Genomic DNA, 14,914 nt, shown 5'->3' with positions numbered 1-14,914 from the left:
AGTTTCGTGGGATAGCCAGTCTTAGGATTGTATCTGGACAGAACCATGGGACATGTCTATCGTCCGAGGCTGTGAGGAAACTAGGTTCATATTTGTTATAGCGATATTCAATATATGGACATTTTCTCCAATCGCGACTGGATATTACTTGAGCGCGTTGTCTGTGTACGACAACGACATATCTAATTTGGTCAGGTATCTAATACATTTCCCGAATCTCGCGGAATCGTGACACTCAGAACAACACACGGACCGGGAGTTTGGCTTCCAAACCAGCGAGTGGAGAACTCGAGAACGAGGAATACTTAGTACTGTCTGCCCTGTGGTGTGGCCGCAGAATTCAGACCGCACATCGGTCGTTACTTTGATTCTAATTCGACTTCGAGGTCGTTATCCACAGTCACGACGTAGTCCATGTACTCGAAGGTGACTTCGACGGGACCTGCCCGAAAGAGTTTATCGAGTGCCTCTGGGCTAATGGAGTCGTAGAGGGATTGGTGTAGGTCTTTGACGTCGACACCTTCACGCTCGGCGACGGCAGCGAGGACCGCCTCGGTCACAGTTTCCCCTGACATTCGATTCTACTCGTAAATCCAAAATATTCTATTTCAATCACACGGTTTCTCCGCCATGATAAGGGAATTTATCATTGCCTCATTAGGAGACACAGGCTTTCACGGTACCGAGTATTCGTGATGATTGTGGGGATATCCCTGGGTGACGTTTTTCCATGAAACTGAGTCGTGTTAGTCCGATGGAGCAGAGTCTCTCAGGTACCTACTTTCCGAACGTGCGTCATATCATGTCAGAACCCCCTGAGTACGAGAAGTGCGACGTGAGGTCCATCGTCGAGAGCATCCCGACGACGCTTCCGTGGTCGTCAGTCACGGGGAGATGGTGGATGCCGTGGATAATCATCTTGGCAGCAGCGTCGCGGACACTGTCCTGAGAGCCGATGGCCACAACCCGTTCAGTCATGTACTCTGAAACTGCTGTCTCCCCTCCTGAACCTCCCTCTGCGACGAACGCTGCGAGGTCAGTATTCGTGAACATCCCAATCGGTTTGTCGTCCTCGTCGACGACGACAACCGACCCAACGTCCTCAGACAGAAACAACTTCGCAGCATCTTCGACTGCCGTCTCGGCCGTGACAGTGAGAACGCCTGACGTCATGAGTCGTGTGACTGCAGTTCTCTCCTGTTGCATATCTCTATCCTTGTGGGATAATCGTTAATAATTGTCGGCGGTTCAATGTATCGTCTCAATGAAATTCAGTAATTCTTGAAATTTACCTACTCGTGACAGAGTTCCATTTCGTCAGACTCGAGGCGTTGGAATCGTCTCCGTCGCTGCGTCTCGCCACGAACGGGTTGGTTCCCAGTCGAGGAGGTTGTTAGCTTTCGTGATGTCGTACGCAGACGCGTCACCCTCGACAGAACAGGTGGCTGGAACGGTTCCGTAGTAGTCGGTCATCAATTCGCGGAGGGGACGGCCGAGTGCGTTGTCTGTAGCGACGCAGTTGAACGTTTCGTGCCCTGACACGTCGGCCGTAAGCGCGGCTTCGACCATGTCAGCAACGTCACGGACGTCGACGTACGACCAGAAGTTCCCAGCACCTGCTTCGAGGTTCGAGGTGTACTCTTCGTCACGGCACGGATACTCGCCCGGAACTTGTATCCAAGATGGTCGAAGTGACATCACCGGTACGTCGTCTCGTCTGGCGATGGTCTTCCCGATTTCTTCGGCCACCACTTTTGAGAGGCCGTAGTCGTCTTCGGGACGACGCGCGTGCGCTTCGGAAATCGGGAGTTCGTCGGGAACCGGAGTCTCGTCGGCGAAGAAGAAACCATAGGCGCCGTCTGAGGAGGCTTGCACGACGCGAGCCCCGATACGGCCAGCGGCCGTCAAGACACTGTGTGCTGCGAGTGTGTTGTTGCGATACGTGTCGACACCGGGCCTGATTCCAGCGGCCGGAATTGCGGCCCAATGGACGACTGCATCGGGTTCGAGTCTGGTGAGTGTGTCGAACACGCTTCCTTGGTCCGTGAGGTCCAACGCCCGATACGCGACGTCTGGATGGCCATCGTCTCCCGGATGGTCCTGGTCGAGGCACGTGACGGTGTGGTCTTCAGCGAGGTGGTCGACGACCCACCGTCCTGTCTGACCGCGCCCACCCGTGATTGCTACGTCCATGGGAGACGATTCTCGACGTGAATCAAAACAGCAGCGAGTCCTCCCCTCGCCGAGGGGGCGGTGCAATCACTGCGTACTGGGGGTGCTAGACGGACTCCGAAACGCCGTGAGGGCGTCCGCATCTGCACCGTCTCTCGACAGGACAGTTACGATATCGTCTGGCTGGATGACGGTGTCCCCGTGAGGTGTGAGAACACGGTCGTCGCGTTCGATGGCGATGAGGAGGGTATCTCCGTCGAGGGTGCCGTTACGGGCAGCAACTTCGACAGATTGCCCAGCGATGGGTGCGCCCGATTCGACCGTGACTTCCACGACGCTCGCGTCCCCAGTGAGACTGATGAAGTCGTTTGGTTCAGGAGAGGGGTTGTTCCGGTCGTCCGGATTGAAGGGACCGTAGGGGGCGAAGAGTTCCTCTTCGAGGAGGTCTTCGTCTTCGATGTGGATTCCGATGTCGGTGAGTTGTCGTGCGACCCGGCGAAGGTCACTCGTCGTCTCACCGACTGCGAGGACGTGCAGGTTGCGACGACCAGTCATCAGTGTACGCACGTTGATGACGCCTGGAATCGCCCGTGCTTCGTGGGCGAGTGCTTCCCGTTCGGTGACGGGGACGTCACAGAGGTAGAGATTGGAGAGTTTCCTGCCGGCACGCTCGAAATCGACCTGTGTGGTGTAGCTACGGATGATTCCGGCATCCTCGAGCCTGTGAATTCGGTTTCGGATGGTCGCGCCCGAGACGCCGGCTTGTTCTGCGAGTGTGCTGCTGGTGGTGTTTCGAGCGTCGTCCATGAGCGCGTGTAGGATTCGTCGGTCGATTTCGTCGAGACGATGGTCGGTATTTCGGTGTGACATTGTCGTTACGGGCTCCAATCTCGGTTTCAGAAGTAGTCTACCCGACACAGGTGGATAACGTTTGCTCAGATGGCGGCCAGTTTTTGAATTCCAAGTGTCCGGGTGAATCGTGGTTTCGCACGCGTCTCGCAAATGACCTCAGATGGACTTACCGACGACGTTCGTTGGCGAGGAGGGTACTGTCCTCTCGACGTGACACTGTCAAGTTCACCAGTGTATTTCGGAATCAAAAATACAAGGCCTAAAATTTACGAAATCGAAAATACAAAGGGAGAACTTATTGCTACTCGAAACAGAAGGGGGGCCATGGACAGAGAGATTGATATGACTCAACCAGACGAACGCCTCGCAAACTTCGGTGGGAATCGAAAGCCCCACGCCCACCAGCACGGACTGTGGTCGACACCAGTCGGCCGAGAACAGATCTGGTTCCTACTCGAACCCAAGTTCAGCGGGGGTGGGTGACGCGATGGGCCTTCTCGACCACGTGGTCGTTCCGATTGCTGACGAGACAGACGCTGTCGAGACTGCAGACGCGTTGAACCTGTATCTCGATGGAGTCAGACGGGTCACGGCGATTCACGTCATCGAGAAAGGTGGTGGCGTCGTCGACAAAGCCCCCATGGAAAAACGCCGGGCGGACGCAGCACACTACCTCTCGGTCTTCGACGTCCAACTCGGCGGCAGCGTCGACATCGATATGCGGATGAGTTTCGGAACGAACGTCGCCGAGACGATTCTCGAGACTGCTGAAGACGTCGAAGCGACGGCTATCGCATACCGTCCTCGTGGCGGGAACCGACTCGTACGATTACTGTCGGGTGACACGGGTGCCCGCCTCGCGACCAATGGGGAACTGCCAGTCGTTTCACTCGGGAAGCGACCCAATATCGAGGCGATATCAGGCAACCCATCGAGTGACACGGACACGGAGGTTCGCGGATGACGGAAGAAGAACTCGCCAAAGACCTCGGATTGCTTTCAGCACTCACCATCGGCATCGGGACGATGGTGGGCGCAGGCATCTTCGTCTTACCGGGTGTCGCGGCGCAGACCGCTGGACCGGTCGTCGTCGTCTCGTTCATCGTCGGAGGACTCGTTGCGCTGGTGAATGCGCTCTCAGTCTCCGAACTCGGGACGGCGATGCCGAAAGCAGGTGGCGGTTATTACTACGTCAACCGCGCACTCGGACCACTGTTTGGCTCCATCGCAGGCCTCGGTGACTGGGTCGGCCTCGCGTTCGCCTCGGCGTTCTACAGCATCGGCTTCGGGCAGTATCTCGCGACGCTCGTCCCGATGCCAAACCTCTGGATGCTCTCTGACGTACAAGTCGGCGCGCTTCTCGCCGGTGCTATCTTCGTCGGAGTCAATTACATCGGTGCGAAAGAGACCGGTAGTGTCCAGACTGTCATCGTGACGATTCTCCTCGCGATTCTCACACTCTTCGCGGTGCAGGGATGGCTCTCGTTCGACTTCGAGACGCTTCTCGGGGACGGTGGACTCGCCCCACTCGGATACGGTGCGATACTTCCGGGAACTGCGCTGGTCTTCGTCTCCTTCCTCGGATACGCGAAAATTGCAACGGTCGCCGAGGAACTCAAAAACCCCGGACGAAACCTTCCACTCGCCATCATCGGGAGTGTCGTCATCGTGACGATTCTCTACTCGATTCTCGTCACCATTATGCTCGGTGTCGTCCCGTGGCCAGAACTGAGCCAGAGTGCCCCCCTGACACAGGCGACGGAACTCGCGTTCCCCGGCGGACTCGCCGTCTTCGCCGTCACTATCGTGACGCTCGGTGCATTGCTGGCGACGGCTTCGAGTGCTAACGCGTCGATTCTGGCGTCTGCTCGAATCAACTTCGCGATGGGCCGCGACCGAATCGTCACGAACTGGCTCAACGAAATTCACCCGTCTTACGCGACACCGTATCGGTCGATTCTCGTCACAGGGGCTATCATCATCGTCTTCATCGCGGCCCTCGGGCGAGACATCGAAGTGCTCGCGAAGGCGGCGAGCGTCCTCCACCTCGTGGTCTACGCACTGATGAACGCCGCACTCATCGTCTTCAGGGAGACTGACCCGGAGTACGACCCAGCGTTCACGGTTCCACTCTACCCGATTACACCGGTCCTTGGCATCGTCCTCTCACTCGGACTGCTTGCGTTCGTCGGCACGCAGGAACTCCTCTTGTCGGGAGTGTTCGTCGTCATCGCGGTGGTGTGGTACTTCGCCTACGCACGCAAGAACGCGTCTCGACAGGGGGTACTCGGAGAGTACATCCTCGACCGTGGTACCGAACTTCCCCCCGCTCTCGTCGACGCTGCGGCGAACATCGCCCCCGACGGGGCCACCCGTGTCGACGACACACCCAAGACGATGGTCGCAGTCTCGAACCCCCTCACAGAGCACGCGCTGGTGAAACTCGCTGCAACTCTCGCGGCACACGAAAAGGGGAGTCTCCTCGCCACGCACGTGATTCAAGTCCCGGACCAGACGTCACTCCAGGCCGCCGCAGAACAACGCGACCGTATCTCGACGACATCGAGGCAACTCCTCGCCGACGCACGCGAAGACGCCGAGGAACTTGGCGTCAGAGTAGAGACGCGAACGGTTCTCTCGCACCAGGGTCTCGCAGAAGTGTTCGACATCGCACGTGAACACGACATCGACACGCTCATTCTGGGCCACGGTGGCGCGAAACTCGCCGGTGGCCGTGTCGAAGGCCCACTCGACGAACTCACCCACGACCTCCCGTGTGACGTGCTCGTCCTAGACGGCCAACAGTTCGACGCGACGGAGATTCTCATCCCGACTGCTGGTGGTCACTCGTCGGACCTGTCGGCGACAGTCGCACTCGCACTGCAAGACGCCGTTGGAGCGAACGTCTCGGTGTTGCACGTGAGTGACGACATCGGCGAGGGACGTGAATTCGTCGAGACGTGGGCTTCAGAACACGGGTTACAGGACGCCGAACTGCTGGTCGAGACTGGAGACGTCGAGACCGCTATCGAACAGGCGAGTGCCGGTCGGACCCTCGTCATCATCGGTGCGACGGAACGAGGACTGTTGTCTCGACTCGTCGGTGGAGCACTCGAGCTTTCGGTCCTCAACGACCTCGAAACAACCGTGTTGCTCGCCGAGCGACCACACGAACGGTCACTCAGAGAACGGCTATTCGGGTAACCGCCGATTAGCCCGCTGTCATTCGACGACAGCCTGTTCCACTCTGGAACCTCTTTCGGACGTATCGTCTCGACTTTGTCGTCGTAATATCGGGGCGCAGACACCAGTAACAGTCGAATTCAGCTCTGTCGTTCGAACTTGTAGGTCACGACTTCGTCGCTGTCGTCCCACTCGAACGGGCCGGGGTGGACGCGTTCCATCCGCTGTTTGTACGCGTCGAGTGTCGGCGACCCCTCTCTTTTGGCGTCTTCGTCGGTGAAGTCACCGAGCGTGCGTTCTACGACACTGACTATCTCGAACGTATCGCTCCCGATTTCGAACGAATCACCTTCGTCTGCGTACCGTGTCGTCGCGCCGCGAGTAAGTTGCGTCACGTCTCCTGCTGCCACTGATTCCTTGACACGGTCGTTCGGAAGGAGGTCGTCGACGTCGATTTCGGACATGCCTTGCAGTACGGACGCGCCGATGAAAAACCTCACCGCGTCGGTACCCTACGTCTGTTCTATCGTCTGTGCGACACGGAATGCCGTCTCTTCGTCGTTCCAGTTCGCGACGAATTGGATACCAACTGGCTTGCCGTCGACTCCTTCGGTCGGGACAGAGATGGCTGGGTGTCCACTGCAATTGAACGGTGCCGTGTTCTCGACGGTTCGCAGGAGTCCCTCGATGCCTTCGATAGTTCCGAACTCCGGAGCGGTCACCGGCGTCGTCGGGGTCACGAGTACGTCGTACGTCTCGAGAGCGTCGCAAACTGTCTGGGTGAACATTCGCTGGAGACCTTTCGCAGCGACGTATTCAGTGCCATCGCCGTCCGCGAGGACGCCGTTCGTGACGAGCATCTGCACGACGTTTTCACCGAAGGCTCCGTCTTCGTTCGCCGCCGCCAATGCTGCTCGAAGCGGTTCTGTCGTTCCAGTCCCAGTCGCGTACGAAGCGCCGTTCTTCCCGACGAAGGATGCAAATTCGAGCCCAGCGATTGAGCCGACGACGGCCGACGCCATCTCGTAGCCCGGCAACGATGTCTCTTCGACGGTGGCACCGGCGTCCCGAAGTTTGTCGAGGGTAGTTTCGATAGCTTCGACGACTCCCGGCTCCGAGGTATTCATCGCCTCGGAGACGACACCCACGTGGAAATCTTCGACCCCATCGCCGAGAGAACCGACGTACTGTCTCGGTTGTGGAGACCCGCGCGTCGAGGGGTCGTTTGCGTCCGGACCAGCGATAACCTCCAACACACGGGCCGCCGTTTCGACGTCCGATGCGAGTGGCCCGACGTGGTCGAGTGACTGCGAGAGGTCGACGACGCCGAACCGAGAGACGGTTTGATGTGTCGGCTTGACACCGACGACCCCACAGAACGACGCGGGAATCCGGACTGAGCCACCAGTGTCGGTCCCGAGTGCGGCGTCGACGATGCCTGCGGCGACGGCCGCACCGCTACCACTCGATGAACCACCCGGTACACACCCCTCTGCCACAGGGTTCTCGATTCGGCCGTGAGCACAGGTTTCACCGGTCGTGAAGAAGGCGAACTCGTCCATATTGGTCGTTCCAACCAGCGATGCCCCAGCATTTCTCAGTCGCTCGACGACTGTGGCGTTGTAGGGTGGTTCGTACTCGAACCCGGGTGACCCACACGTCGTCGGGACACCCGCGACGACGATGTTCTCCTTGACCGCGACGTCGAGTCCAACGAGGTGGCCGCTTCCCCCACCGAACTCGAACTGGTAGCGGAACGCATTGTACGGGTCGTCTCCTGCCGCGATGCTCGTCGGAGAGTCCCCCGACGGCGTCGTCGGTGGGAAGATTTCGTACTGTGCTGCTTGTTCAGTCACTGCGTTTTGAAACGCCGCGACTCCAGCATCGTCGAGTTCGATTCCGTATCTTCGTGCGACTGCACGCACCGTCGACTCAGTTCCCTCCACCATGACGTGTACCATCGTGCCTCATATATATGAAGATTAGTTGACTTCATTTGACGAACTACGCTGAATGGTGGCAACACGCGGCGTAGTTCTATGGGTGACGTCGTCCAATTTTGAGTGATGCTGGACCCCGCCGGGTACTGGAAAGCGTTCGTCCTCATCGCTCTCTTCAGCGTCGCAGTTAGTGGTCTTTGGCTGGTCTCAGACGGAATCGTGACTGACGCTCAGCACCCCCGGGCGATTGATTCGTGTACCACGATAACAGAACCGGGGCGATATGCACTCACTGCCGACATCACTGAGAGCGAGGCAGATACCTGCATCCGAATCCAGACGCGCGGCGTCCACCTCGATGGTCGGGGTCATCGTGTCGACGGTGTCGGCGAGTTCGGAACTGCCGGTGTGGTCGTCCGTTCGACCGATGACCGACCAGTCGAGAACGTCAGTGTGCGCAACGTGACGGTCACTGACTGGGACGACGGCATCCGCTACATCGGCGTCGTCGACGGGGCCGTCGTAAGTACGACGACCGAGAATAACCGCGTCGGTCTTTCGTTGCTCGACGCCTACGATACCCGGGTTGCGAACAACGTCGCCCACGAAAACCGGCTTCGGGGTATCTCGCTGTTCGAGTCTAGCGCGAACAACACAATCGTGAACAACACCGCAACCGACAACGCCCTGTTCGGCATTCACCTCGTCGAAGGCGGCGTGCGAAACAACACACTCGTCGGCAACACGGCGTCGAACAACGAGTTCGGTATCGTCCTCATTGACGCTCACGACAACACCTTGGCCGAGAATACAGTAAGAGGAAACCGGATTGCCGGTATATGGCTGTCTGCTGCCCGTGACAACCAACTCAGTCGTAACACAGTCTCGAACCGTTTCTACGGGATATTCCTCGCCGACCGCTCCGCCAAAAATGGAGTATCAGACAACGAAGTCGTGTCGAACACAGTCGGCATTCGACTTCGGTCCAGCGATAGGAACCGCATCGTGAACAATTCGGTCCGGTCCAGTAGCGACAACGCTATCCTCCTGATATCGAGTGACGATAACGTCGTAACCGGAAACGTCGGTTCGGACAACACTCGTGGTGTCACACTCACCAGGTCGACTGGGAATTCGGTCGAGAACAATACGGTTTCAGAGTGACTTCCAGAAACACATCGTCTCGAACAGGCAGTACAGATATCCATCTACGTTTGTCAAATCGAATTTCTATCTATGACATCTTCCACGCGGTGAACGGGGCGGTTTCCTCACACTGGGGGGTACTGGTCATCGACTCACGATGGAAACTCGGGGGTTCGTGTACTCCTCGTTGGGAACTGAGCGTGCTGACTCCGACCAGTCATGGTCGTTCCACTTGAGGATACAGGCTGTACAGTCGACCGTGTTACCATCGTCTACTTGACGGTGAGTTCACCGGTTAGAACAACCTGTAGAGACGGATCTCTGAAAAATCACAGGGTGCGCCTCGCTCACTGGGTCACCTGCACATCAGTGATTACGAACTGTGCCCCACCATCGTCGCTGTCGGTCACATTGATTTCCCAATGGTGAGCATCAGCAATCTCTCTCACAATGGCCAATCCGAGCCCAGTTCCTACTTCACCTGTTGTGTACCCAGGGGTGAACACCTGTTCTCGGGTTCCTGCTGGGACTCCCGGCCCGTCATCAGCGACAAAAAACCCGGCTCTGTCGTCAAGGCCCCCCACGCGGATTTCGACATCACGCCCACCGTGTTCGATTGCGTTTCTAATCAGGTTTTCAAGCAGTTGCTGGAGCCGGCTGGAGTCTGCGTGGAACGACAGGTCACTTTCAATTGTCAGTGTTGCCTCAGACGTATCTATGACTTCCCAGCATCTGTTTGTGACTGATGAGAGTGTAACTACTTCTGTCTCTGCCAGAGGCTGCCCGTGACGCGTCTGCGTCCACATGTCGTCAATGAGGGTCTCCATACGTTCGAGTGCCTGCTCCGCTTTGAGGAGATGCTCGCTGTCGTTTTGCTCTCGTTCGAGACCAAGTCGACCGCTCACGACGTTGAGTGGGTTGCGCAGGTCGTGACTGAGAATGCTGGCGAAATTCTCAAGGCGTTCGTTTTGGCTCTCAAGTTGTTGTTCTCGCTCAACCCGAGCAAGTGCGACTTGTGCGTTTGCAGCTAATACCTGTGCAAGAGCCACGTCGGTCTCATCGAAACCGTCAGCGACAGGGGAACTTAACAACAGTACGCCGTGCTCGCCCAGTGGGAGATACAATTCACTGAGAAACGGTGTGTCCTCATTCATCACACCATCCTCTTCTGGAATGTTCGAATGGATTTCTGGTGTGCCAGTCTCGAAAGCCTCCCAAGCCAACCCTTCTCCCTTCGAAATTGAGGGCGGGGTACCATCGAATATTGTCTCTACCTCGTTCGACCACGCAACAGGGACGAGGGCGCTAGTCGTCGGATCGTGCAGATGAACGCCATTTATCGGTAAATCGCACACCTGAGTCGCCGTCTCAGAGGTAAGTGTGGCTACTTCTTCGGCACCCTCTGCCGCGAATAAATCTCGGGTAGCTGCTAAAAGGCCTTCCAGAGCTTGCTGGCGTTCCTTGCGGGTTGTAACATCACGGAACACACCTGCAACCAGCTGCTGGTCACCCAATTTGAAGACCTGGGCGTTGATTTCGACAGGGATTTTAACTCGATTCTTAGTTTCGACGTAGACATCTGAACCGTCGGGAAGCTGGTCGATGATTGCCCGGTCTGAATCAACGTGGTTCGTGAAAAGTTCTCGATATCGAGTGATTTCATCCGAGGGGTGGAGGATGTTCTGCGGTTCTCCGATGAGTTCCCTAGGCTTGTAGCCTAGCAGTTCATACACCTGTTCGTTAGCGTCGACAATCTCACCAGATGAGACAGCAGCGACGACGACGGCGTCCGGGACGGCCTCGAGAACTGTTTTGTATTTCGCTCTCAGTGCTTTCTGGTCGTCTATATCCCGTACGGCCGCCATCACGTACTTCTCACCACGACTCTCGAGTGGTCCTAGCGAGATATCGACTGGAAGTAAGGTGCCATCCTTATGACGACCAAAGAGCTCAATTTCTGCACCCATAGGCCGTGCTTGGGGATTTTGAAAATACGCCTCGCGCTCTGTGATGTGGGTCTCACTGACACCCTCGGGAACTAATTTCTCGATTTCCTCGCCGATCAGTTCATCGGGGGCGTACCCGAATAGTTCTTCCACACGGGCGTTAGCATAGCAAATCTCTCCTTCAGAATTGACAAGGAGCATTGAATCCGGGGAAGCATCTATAATGGATGCGACCGATTGCTCGTCAATCGGAAAGCCCTGGCACATTCGGTATTGCTACTAAGCAAGACCTGTCGATTAAGCATTCTGATATCGCCGACATGGTAGAGTTCATCGAGCAGTGAGTGCTCGTTGTACATAGGCTGTTAACGTCCCAGCTTCGAGCAGCAATGATGTCACTGAGGAGAATTCGAGCTTCCCCTGGCGTCGATCGACCTCTTCGAACAACCACTGAAAGGAGCGGTACTTCATGCGGTCTCGATTGTCACTGACTCCAAAATCACGTCGTTGACCGGCCGGTCAGCGTCGTCGGTTTCGACCGCTCCAATCGCTTCGACGACAGCCATCCCCTCGATGACTTGTCCGAAGACGGCGTGTCGGCCGTCGAGATGTGGCTGTGCGTCGAGCGTGATAAAGAACTGCGACCCGTTCGTGTCGGGACCGGCGTTGGCCATCGAAACCACGCCGGGGCCGTCGTGTCGGAGCTCTTCGTGGAATTCGTCGTCGAATTGGTAGCCTGGGCCGCCGCGGCCGGTGCCGGTCGGGTCTCCAGTCTGAATCATGAAGTCGTCGATGACTCGGTGGAACAGGACGTCTTCGTAGAGCGGTTCGCCGTCGACGGACTCACCGGTTCGAGGGTCGACCCACGGTTTCGAACCGGTAGCGAGACCGACGAAGTTCTCGACCGTTCGGGGTGCGCGGTCACTGTAGAGTTCGACTACGATGTCACCTTTGGTCGTTTGCAACGTCGCCGTGGTCTGCCCGTTTCCCCGCGTTGACTCGGTGGACTCGGACGTTTCGCTTTCGGTGGGTTCCCCACTCTGCGTTGCCTCGTTACTCGATATGCATCCAGCGAGGGTTCCGCCGATGCCAGCGGTGGCTAGCCCGAGAAGAGAGCGTCGTCGTAGTTCCATTGCCGCTGCTTGATGACAGGAAATCATGAACGTAGCGGTACGTGGTGGCGATTGAGGAACACGTCACGAGTGATGTCTTCTCGGATGCGTACCGGCCAATACTGTAGCATTTAATGGCTGTGAAATCAGGTATGATTTATATGGCCTCACAACTCGTTCTGGCCCTGCTGGCGGGTGTATTTGCTGGAGCCCTGTTCAGTGTCATAAAAATACCAATTCCGGCACCACCCAATCTCGCTGGAATTCTGGGGATTATCGGGATATACTTGGGTTACAAGGGAATCGAGGTGTTGGGGTTCCGTATCGATATTTCAGCGGTACTCACGTCACTATTCTGAGTGACTGATGCGACTTCGGACGGCGAGTCGACGTGAGTGATACCACCGGTGGTTCACCGAGGGACAACTGCCTACGAGCACAGGCCGTCTGCCGACATCGTCTCTAGAACTGTCTCGGATACCCCTTCGAAGAGAGACGGGGGAGTTCCAGACACGGTACAGATGACGCCTAGGATCCCTCAACCGGAGTGAATGCGACATAGTTCAAATCGCGACTTGATAGTACGGGAATAATAACACGGTAGCGGACGTTCTGCCAACTGCATGAGTTCCCAACCTCCCTTCGGCGTGCTGCACCTCGCAGATACGCCACTGCCCTCCACACGAATCGGCACCGTCACTAAACGGGTCTCTCCCCGAGAGACATCCGAGGCCACTGCGCCGGTGAACAGACGATGACCCGCCGCATATTCGTGGTCGGCGCGGCGGTGTTGGCGGTCACCCTCGTCGTGTCGTCGATTGTCGCGCCAGTCGCTGCGGCCGATGATGAACCGACGTTCGCCAAAAACATCACGACCGTCCAATCTGGCGAGACGGTCAACGTGACTGTCCTCACCCCCGGTGACGACAGCGCAACTGCCGTGGTTACCGTAGGGTCGAACGAATCGGGTTTCGTTGCCCGCGCGTCGGTGGTCGATACGAACGGCGATGGGCGGGTTTCGCTCCTGATGAACACCTCCGAGGCGGGGACCGGTGACGCCTCATCATATCTCTCGGTTCCGGAGGGTGACGAACTGCGCTCGGCCGAGCAGGTCACGTCGAACCTGTCGGATTCTATCGACCCCGGGGCGTACGACCTTGCCGTTGGGCCGTCGGACGAACCGACAGATATCGGCACCCTCGTCGTCGAGTCACAGCGTGTCGACGAGCAGACGACGACGGCCGAGGCCCCGTCACTTCCGGGTGACGCCGCCGACAGCGACTCGATTACCGTTGTTCCCTCTGAGGACCGCATCGTCGTCGACCCGGAAGCGGAGCAGACGATTCGCGGTGAAACGACCTTCGAGGCGGGGACCAACCTCTCGTTCCGTGTCAAAGCCGTCACCGGCCGAAAGTACCTGCAAGCGAGGCAAGTGTCGGTGAACGAGTCCGGTGAGTTCAACGCGACGTTAGACTTTTCAGTCGCCGACCCTGGGTCGACCTTCGAACTGGTCGTCGTCGGCCCCGGCGAGACACGTGAGTCAGTCCCCGGTCGGGTCAACGGCAGTTGGGTCCCTCCCGAGGACGGTACTGACGGCGACACCGATAGCGAGGACGACACTGAGACGGACGATTATCCGCTCCCAGCAGACGGTGACGACAGCGACGCGATTACCGTCCTCCCCACTGAGGATAACTTCTCGCTCGAATCGGCGACTGGCAGGGTCGTCCACGGCGAAACGTCCCTCGAACCGGGAACTGAGCTAACCATCCGTATTCGCTCGATAGAGGGCCGCAACTTCATCAAGAGCGCCGACACCGAAGTCGGCGAGTTCGGGACCTTCAGCACACGATTCGATTTCGATGGGGTTCCGAGCGGGACGACGTTCGTGCTTCGGATCGCAGGGCCTAACGGGACCGTCGAAGAGGTCCCTGGCCGTGTCGTCGACTGTGAGTCCGACTGCACCGTTCCTGAGACGACGGTGTTCCCCGTGGACGGATTCGGCGTCGTTGCGGTCACAGAAACCAGTCAGACTGCCGAAGCACGCATCCCAATTCGGCTCGACGAACGGACAGAGGCGACGCTCGTCGTCGGTGGTGACTCGGTCAACTACCGGACCGGAATGACCGTCCGTGACGGTAACGGTGATGGACGTATCCTCGTCGTGTTCGACAGCGCAGCAGCGGGCGACGAGGCACCGACCCTCCGTGTCGTCTCACGCGGTGACTCGGGCGAGCGCGCTATCGAGGAGACCGACCTGCCCCGACTCATCGATGCGGGGTCTTACCCCCTCACACTCTACGCAGGCACTGACACGACCAAAAATCCCATCGACACTGGTGAACTGGTAATCGGTAAGGCGTCGAACGACGTGGGGACTGACTCCGACCGGACGACTGCCGAGTCGACGCCAGCACTCGATCCTGATTCCAGTGTGTCACCAGTCGATGGACGAATAGACGCTCGCCTCTTTAGCATCGGTGGTCTCGCCATCGGTGGCGTCCTCGCAGTTCTCGGCGTCGCAATCATCCTCAGACGCTCCTGAGGACCCACGCCCCAACAG

13 protein-coding genes are annotated in these 14,914 nt (G+C 57.7%); 5 read left to right on the top strand and 8 right to left on the bottom strand.

Translation table 11 applies throughout. From position 1 onward, the window contains the following. Positions 1 to 359: 359 nt before the first annotated feature. The 4 genes from GJR96_RS16225 to GJR96_RS16210 all read right to left on the bottom strand — a co-directional run bounded on the left by GJR96_RS16225 (position 360) and on the right by GJR96_RS16210 (position 3,042). The gene (locus GJR96_RS16225) at positions 360 to 575 is read right to left on the bottom strand and encodes a HalOD1 output domain-containing protein (protein ID WP_151164432.1); all 216 of its coding nucleotides are present in this window, start codon (positions 573 to 575) and stop codon (positions 360 to 362) included. A gap of 220 nt (positions 576 to 795) precedes the next feature. Then, a complete protein-coding gene (locus GJR96_RS16220) occupies positions 796 to 1,206 on the bottom strand; it encodes a CBS domain-containing protein (RefSeq protein WP_151164429.1) in 411 nt (136 codons plus the stop codon). A 111-nt stretch (positions 1,207 to 1,317) separates the two neighbouring features. Further along, a complete protein-coding gene (locus GJR96_RS16215) occupies positions 1,318 to 2,193 on the bottom strand; it encodes an NAD-dependent epimerase/dehydratase family protein (protein ID WP_151164427.1) in 876 nt (291 codons plus the stop codon). 66 nt (positions 2,194 to 2,259) lie between these two features. Next, the gene (locus GJR96_RS16210; RefSeq protein ID WP_151164424.1) at positions 2,260 to 3,042 is read right to left on the bottom strand and encodes an Lrp/AsnC family transcriptional regulator; all 783 of its coding nucleotides are present in this window, start codon (positions 3,040 to 3,042) and stop codon (positions 2,260 to 2,262) included. Between the two features lie 469 nt (positions 3,043 to 3,511). On the opposite strand from GJR96_RS16210, the gene GJR96_RS16205 reads away from it, so the two are divergent. Then, entirely contained in the window at positions 3,512 to 3,988 is a 477-nt protein-coding gene (locus GJR96_RS16205) for a universal stress protein (protein WP_151164421.1), read from the top strand. Beyond that, the gene (locus tag GJR96_RS16200; RefSeq protein ID WP_151164418.1) at positions 3,985 to 6,228 is read left to right on the top strand and encodes an amino acid permease; all 2,244 of its coding nucleotides are present in this window, start codon (positions 3,985 to 3,987) and stop codon (positions 6,226 to 6,228) included. The genes GJR96_RS16205 and GJR96_RS16200 overlap by 4 nt, the downstream gene beginning before the upstream one ends. A 119-nt stretch (positions 6,229 to 6,347) precedes the next feature. Here the strand turns inward: GJR96_RS16200 and GJR96_RS16195 are convergent, their stop codons facing one another. Then, complete coding sequence (locus GJR96_RS16195) at positions 6,348 to 6,671, bottom strand: ASCH domain-containing protein (protein ID WP_151164415.1); 324 nt, start codon at positions 6,669 to 6,671, stop codon at positions 6,348 to 6,350. A gap of 48 nt (positions 6,672 to 6,719) precedes the next feature. Then, complete coding sequence (locus tag GJR96_RS16190; protein WP_191965914.1) at positions 6,720 to 8,156, bottom strand: amidase; 1,437 nt, start codon at positions 8,154 to 8,156, stop codon at positions 6,720 to 6,722. Positions 8,157 to 8,273: 117 nt separating this feature from the next. Between GJR96_RS16190 and GJR96_RS16185 the strand changes: the two genes are divergently transcribed. Then, positions 8,274 to 9,311 (top strand): right-handed parallel beta-helix repeat-containing protein, encoded by a 1,038-nt coding sequence (locus tag GJR96_RS16185; RefSeq protein ID WP_151164410.1) that lies wholly within the window; start codon positions 8,274 to 8,276, stop codon positions 9,309 to 9,311. Between the two features lie 329 nt (positions 9,312 to 9,640). On the opposite strand, the gene GJR96_RS16180 is transcribed toward GJR96_RS16185, so the two are convergent. Next, complete coding sequence (locus GJR96_RS16180; RefSeq protein WP_151164406.1) at positions 9,641 to 11,506, bottom strand: PAS domain S-box protein; 1,866 nt, start codon at positions 11,504 to 11,506, stop codon at positions 9,641 to 9,643. A 200-nt stretch (positions 11,507 to 11,706) separates the two neighbouring features. Next, on the bottom strand, positions 11,707 to 12,372 hold the full coding sequence (locus GJR96_RS16175; protein WP_151164403.1) for a peptidylprolyl isomerase: 666 nt from the start codon (positions 12,370 to 12,372) through the stop codon (positions 11,707 to 11,709). 140 nt (positions 12,373 to 12,512) lie between these two features. Between GJR96_RS16175 and GJR96_RS16170 the strand changes: the two genes are divergently transcribed. Then, a complete protein-coding gene (locus GJR96_RS16170; protein ID WP_151164400.1) occupies positions 12,513 to 12,710 on the top strand; it encodes a XapX domain-containing protein in 198 nt (65 codons plus the stop codon). A 395-nt stretch (positions 12,711 to 13,105) separates the two neighbouring features. After that, complete coding sequence (locus tag GJR96_RS16165) at positions 13,106 to 14,896, top strand: BGTF surface domain-containing protein (RefSeq protein ID WP_151164397.1); 1,791 nt, start codon at positions 13,106 to 13,108, stop codon at positions 14,894 to 14,896. The last annotated feature ends 18 nt before the right edge of the window (positions 14,897 to 14,914 follow it).

The sequence above is a fragment of the Haloferax litoreum genome, from assembly GCF_009674605.1.
GTDB lineage: Archaea > Halobacteriota > Halobacteria > Halobacteriales > Haloferacaceae > Haloferax > Haloferax litoreum.
Note: the sequence above shows the minus strand (reverse complement) of the source record. Positions and strands in the feature narration are given on the sequence as shown.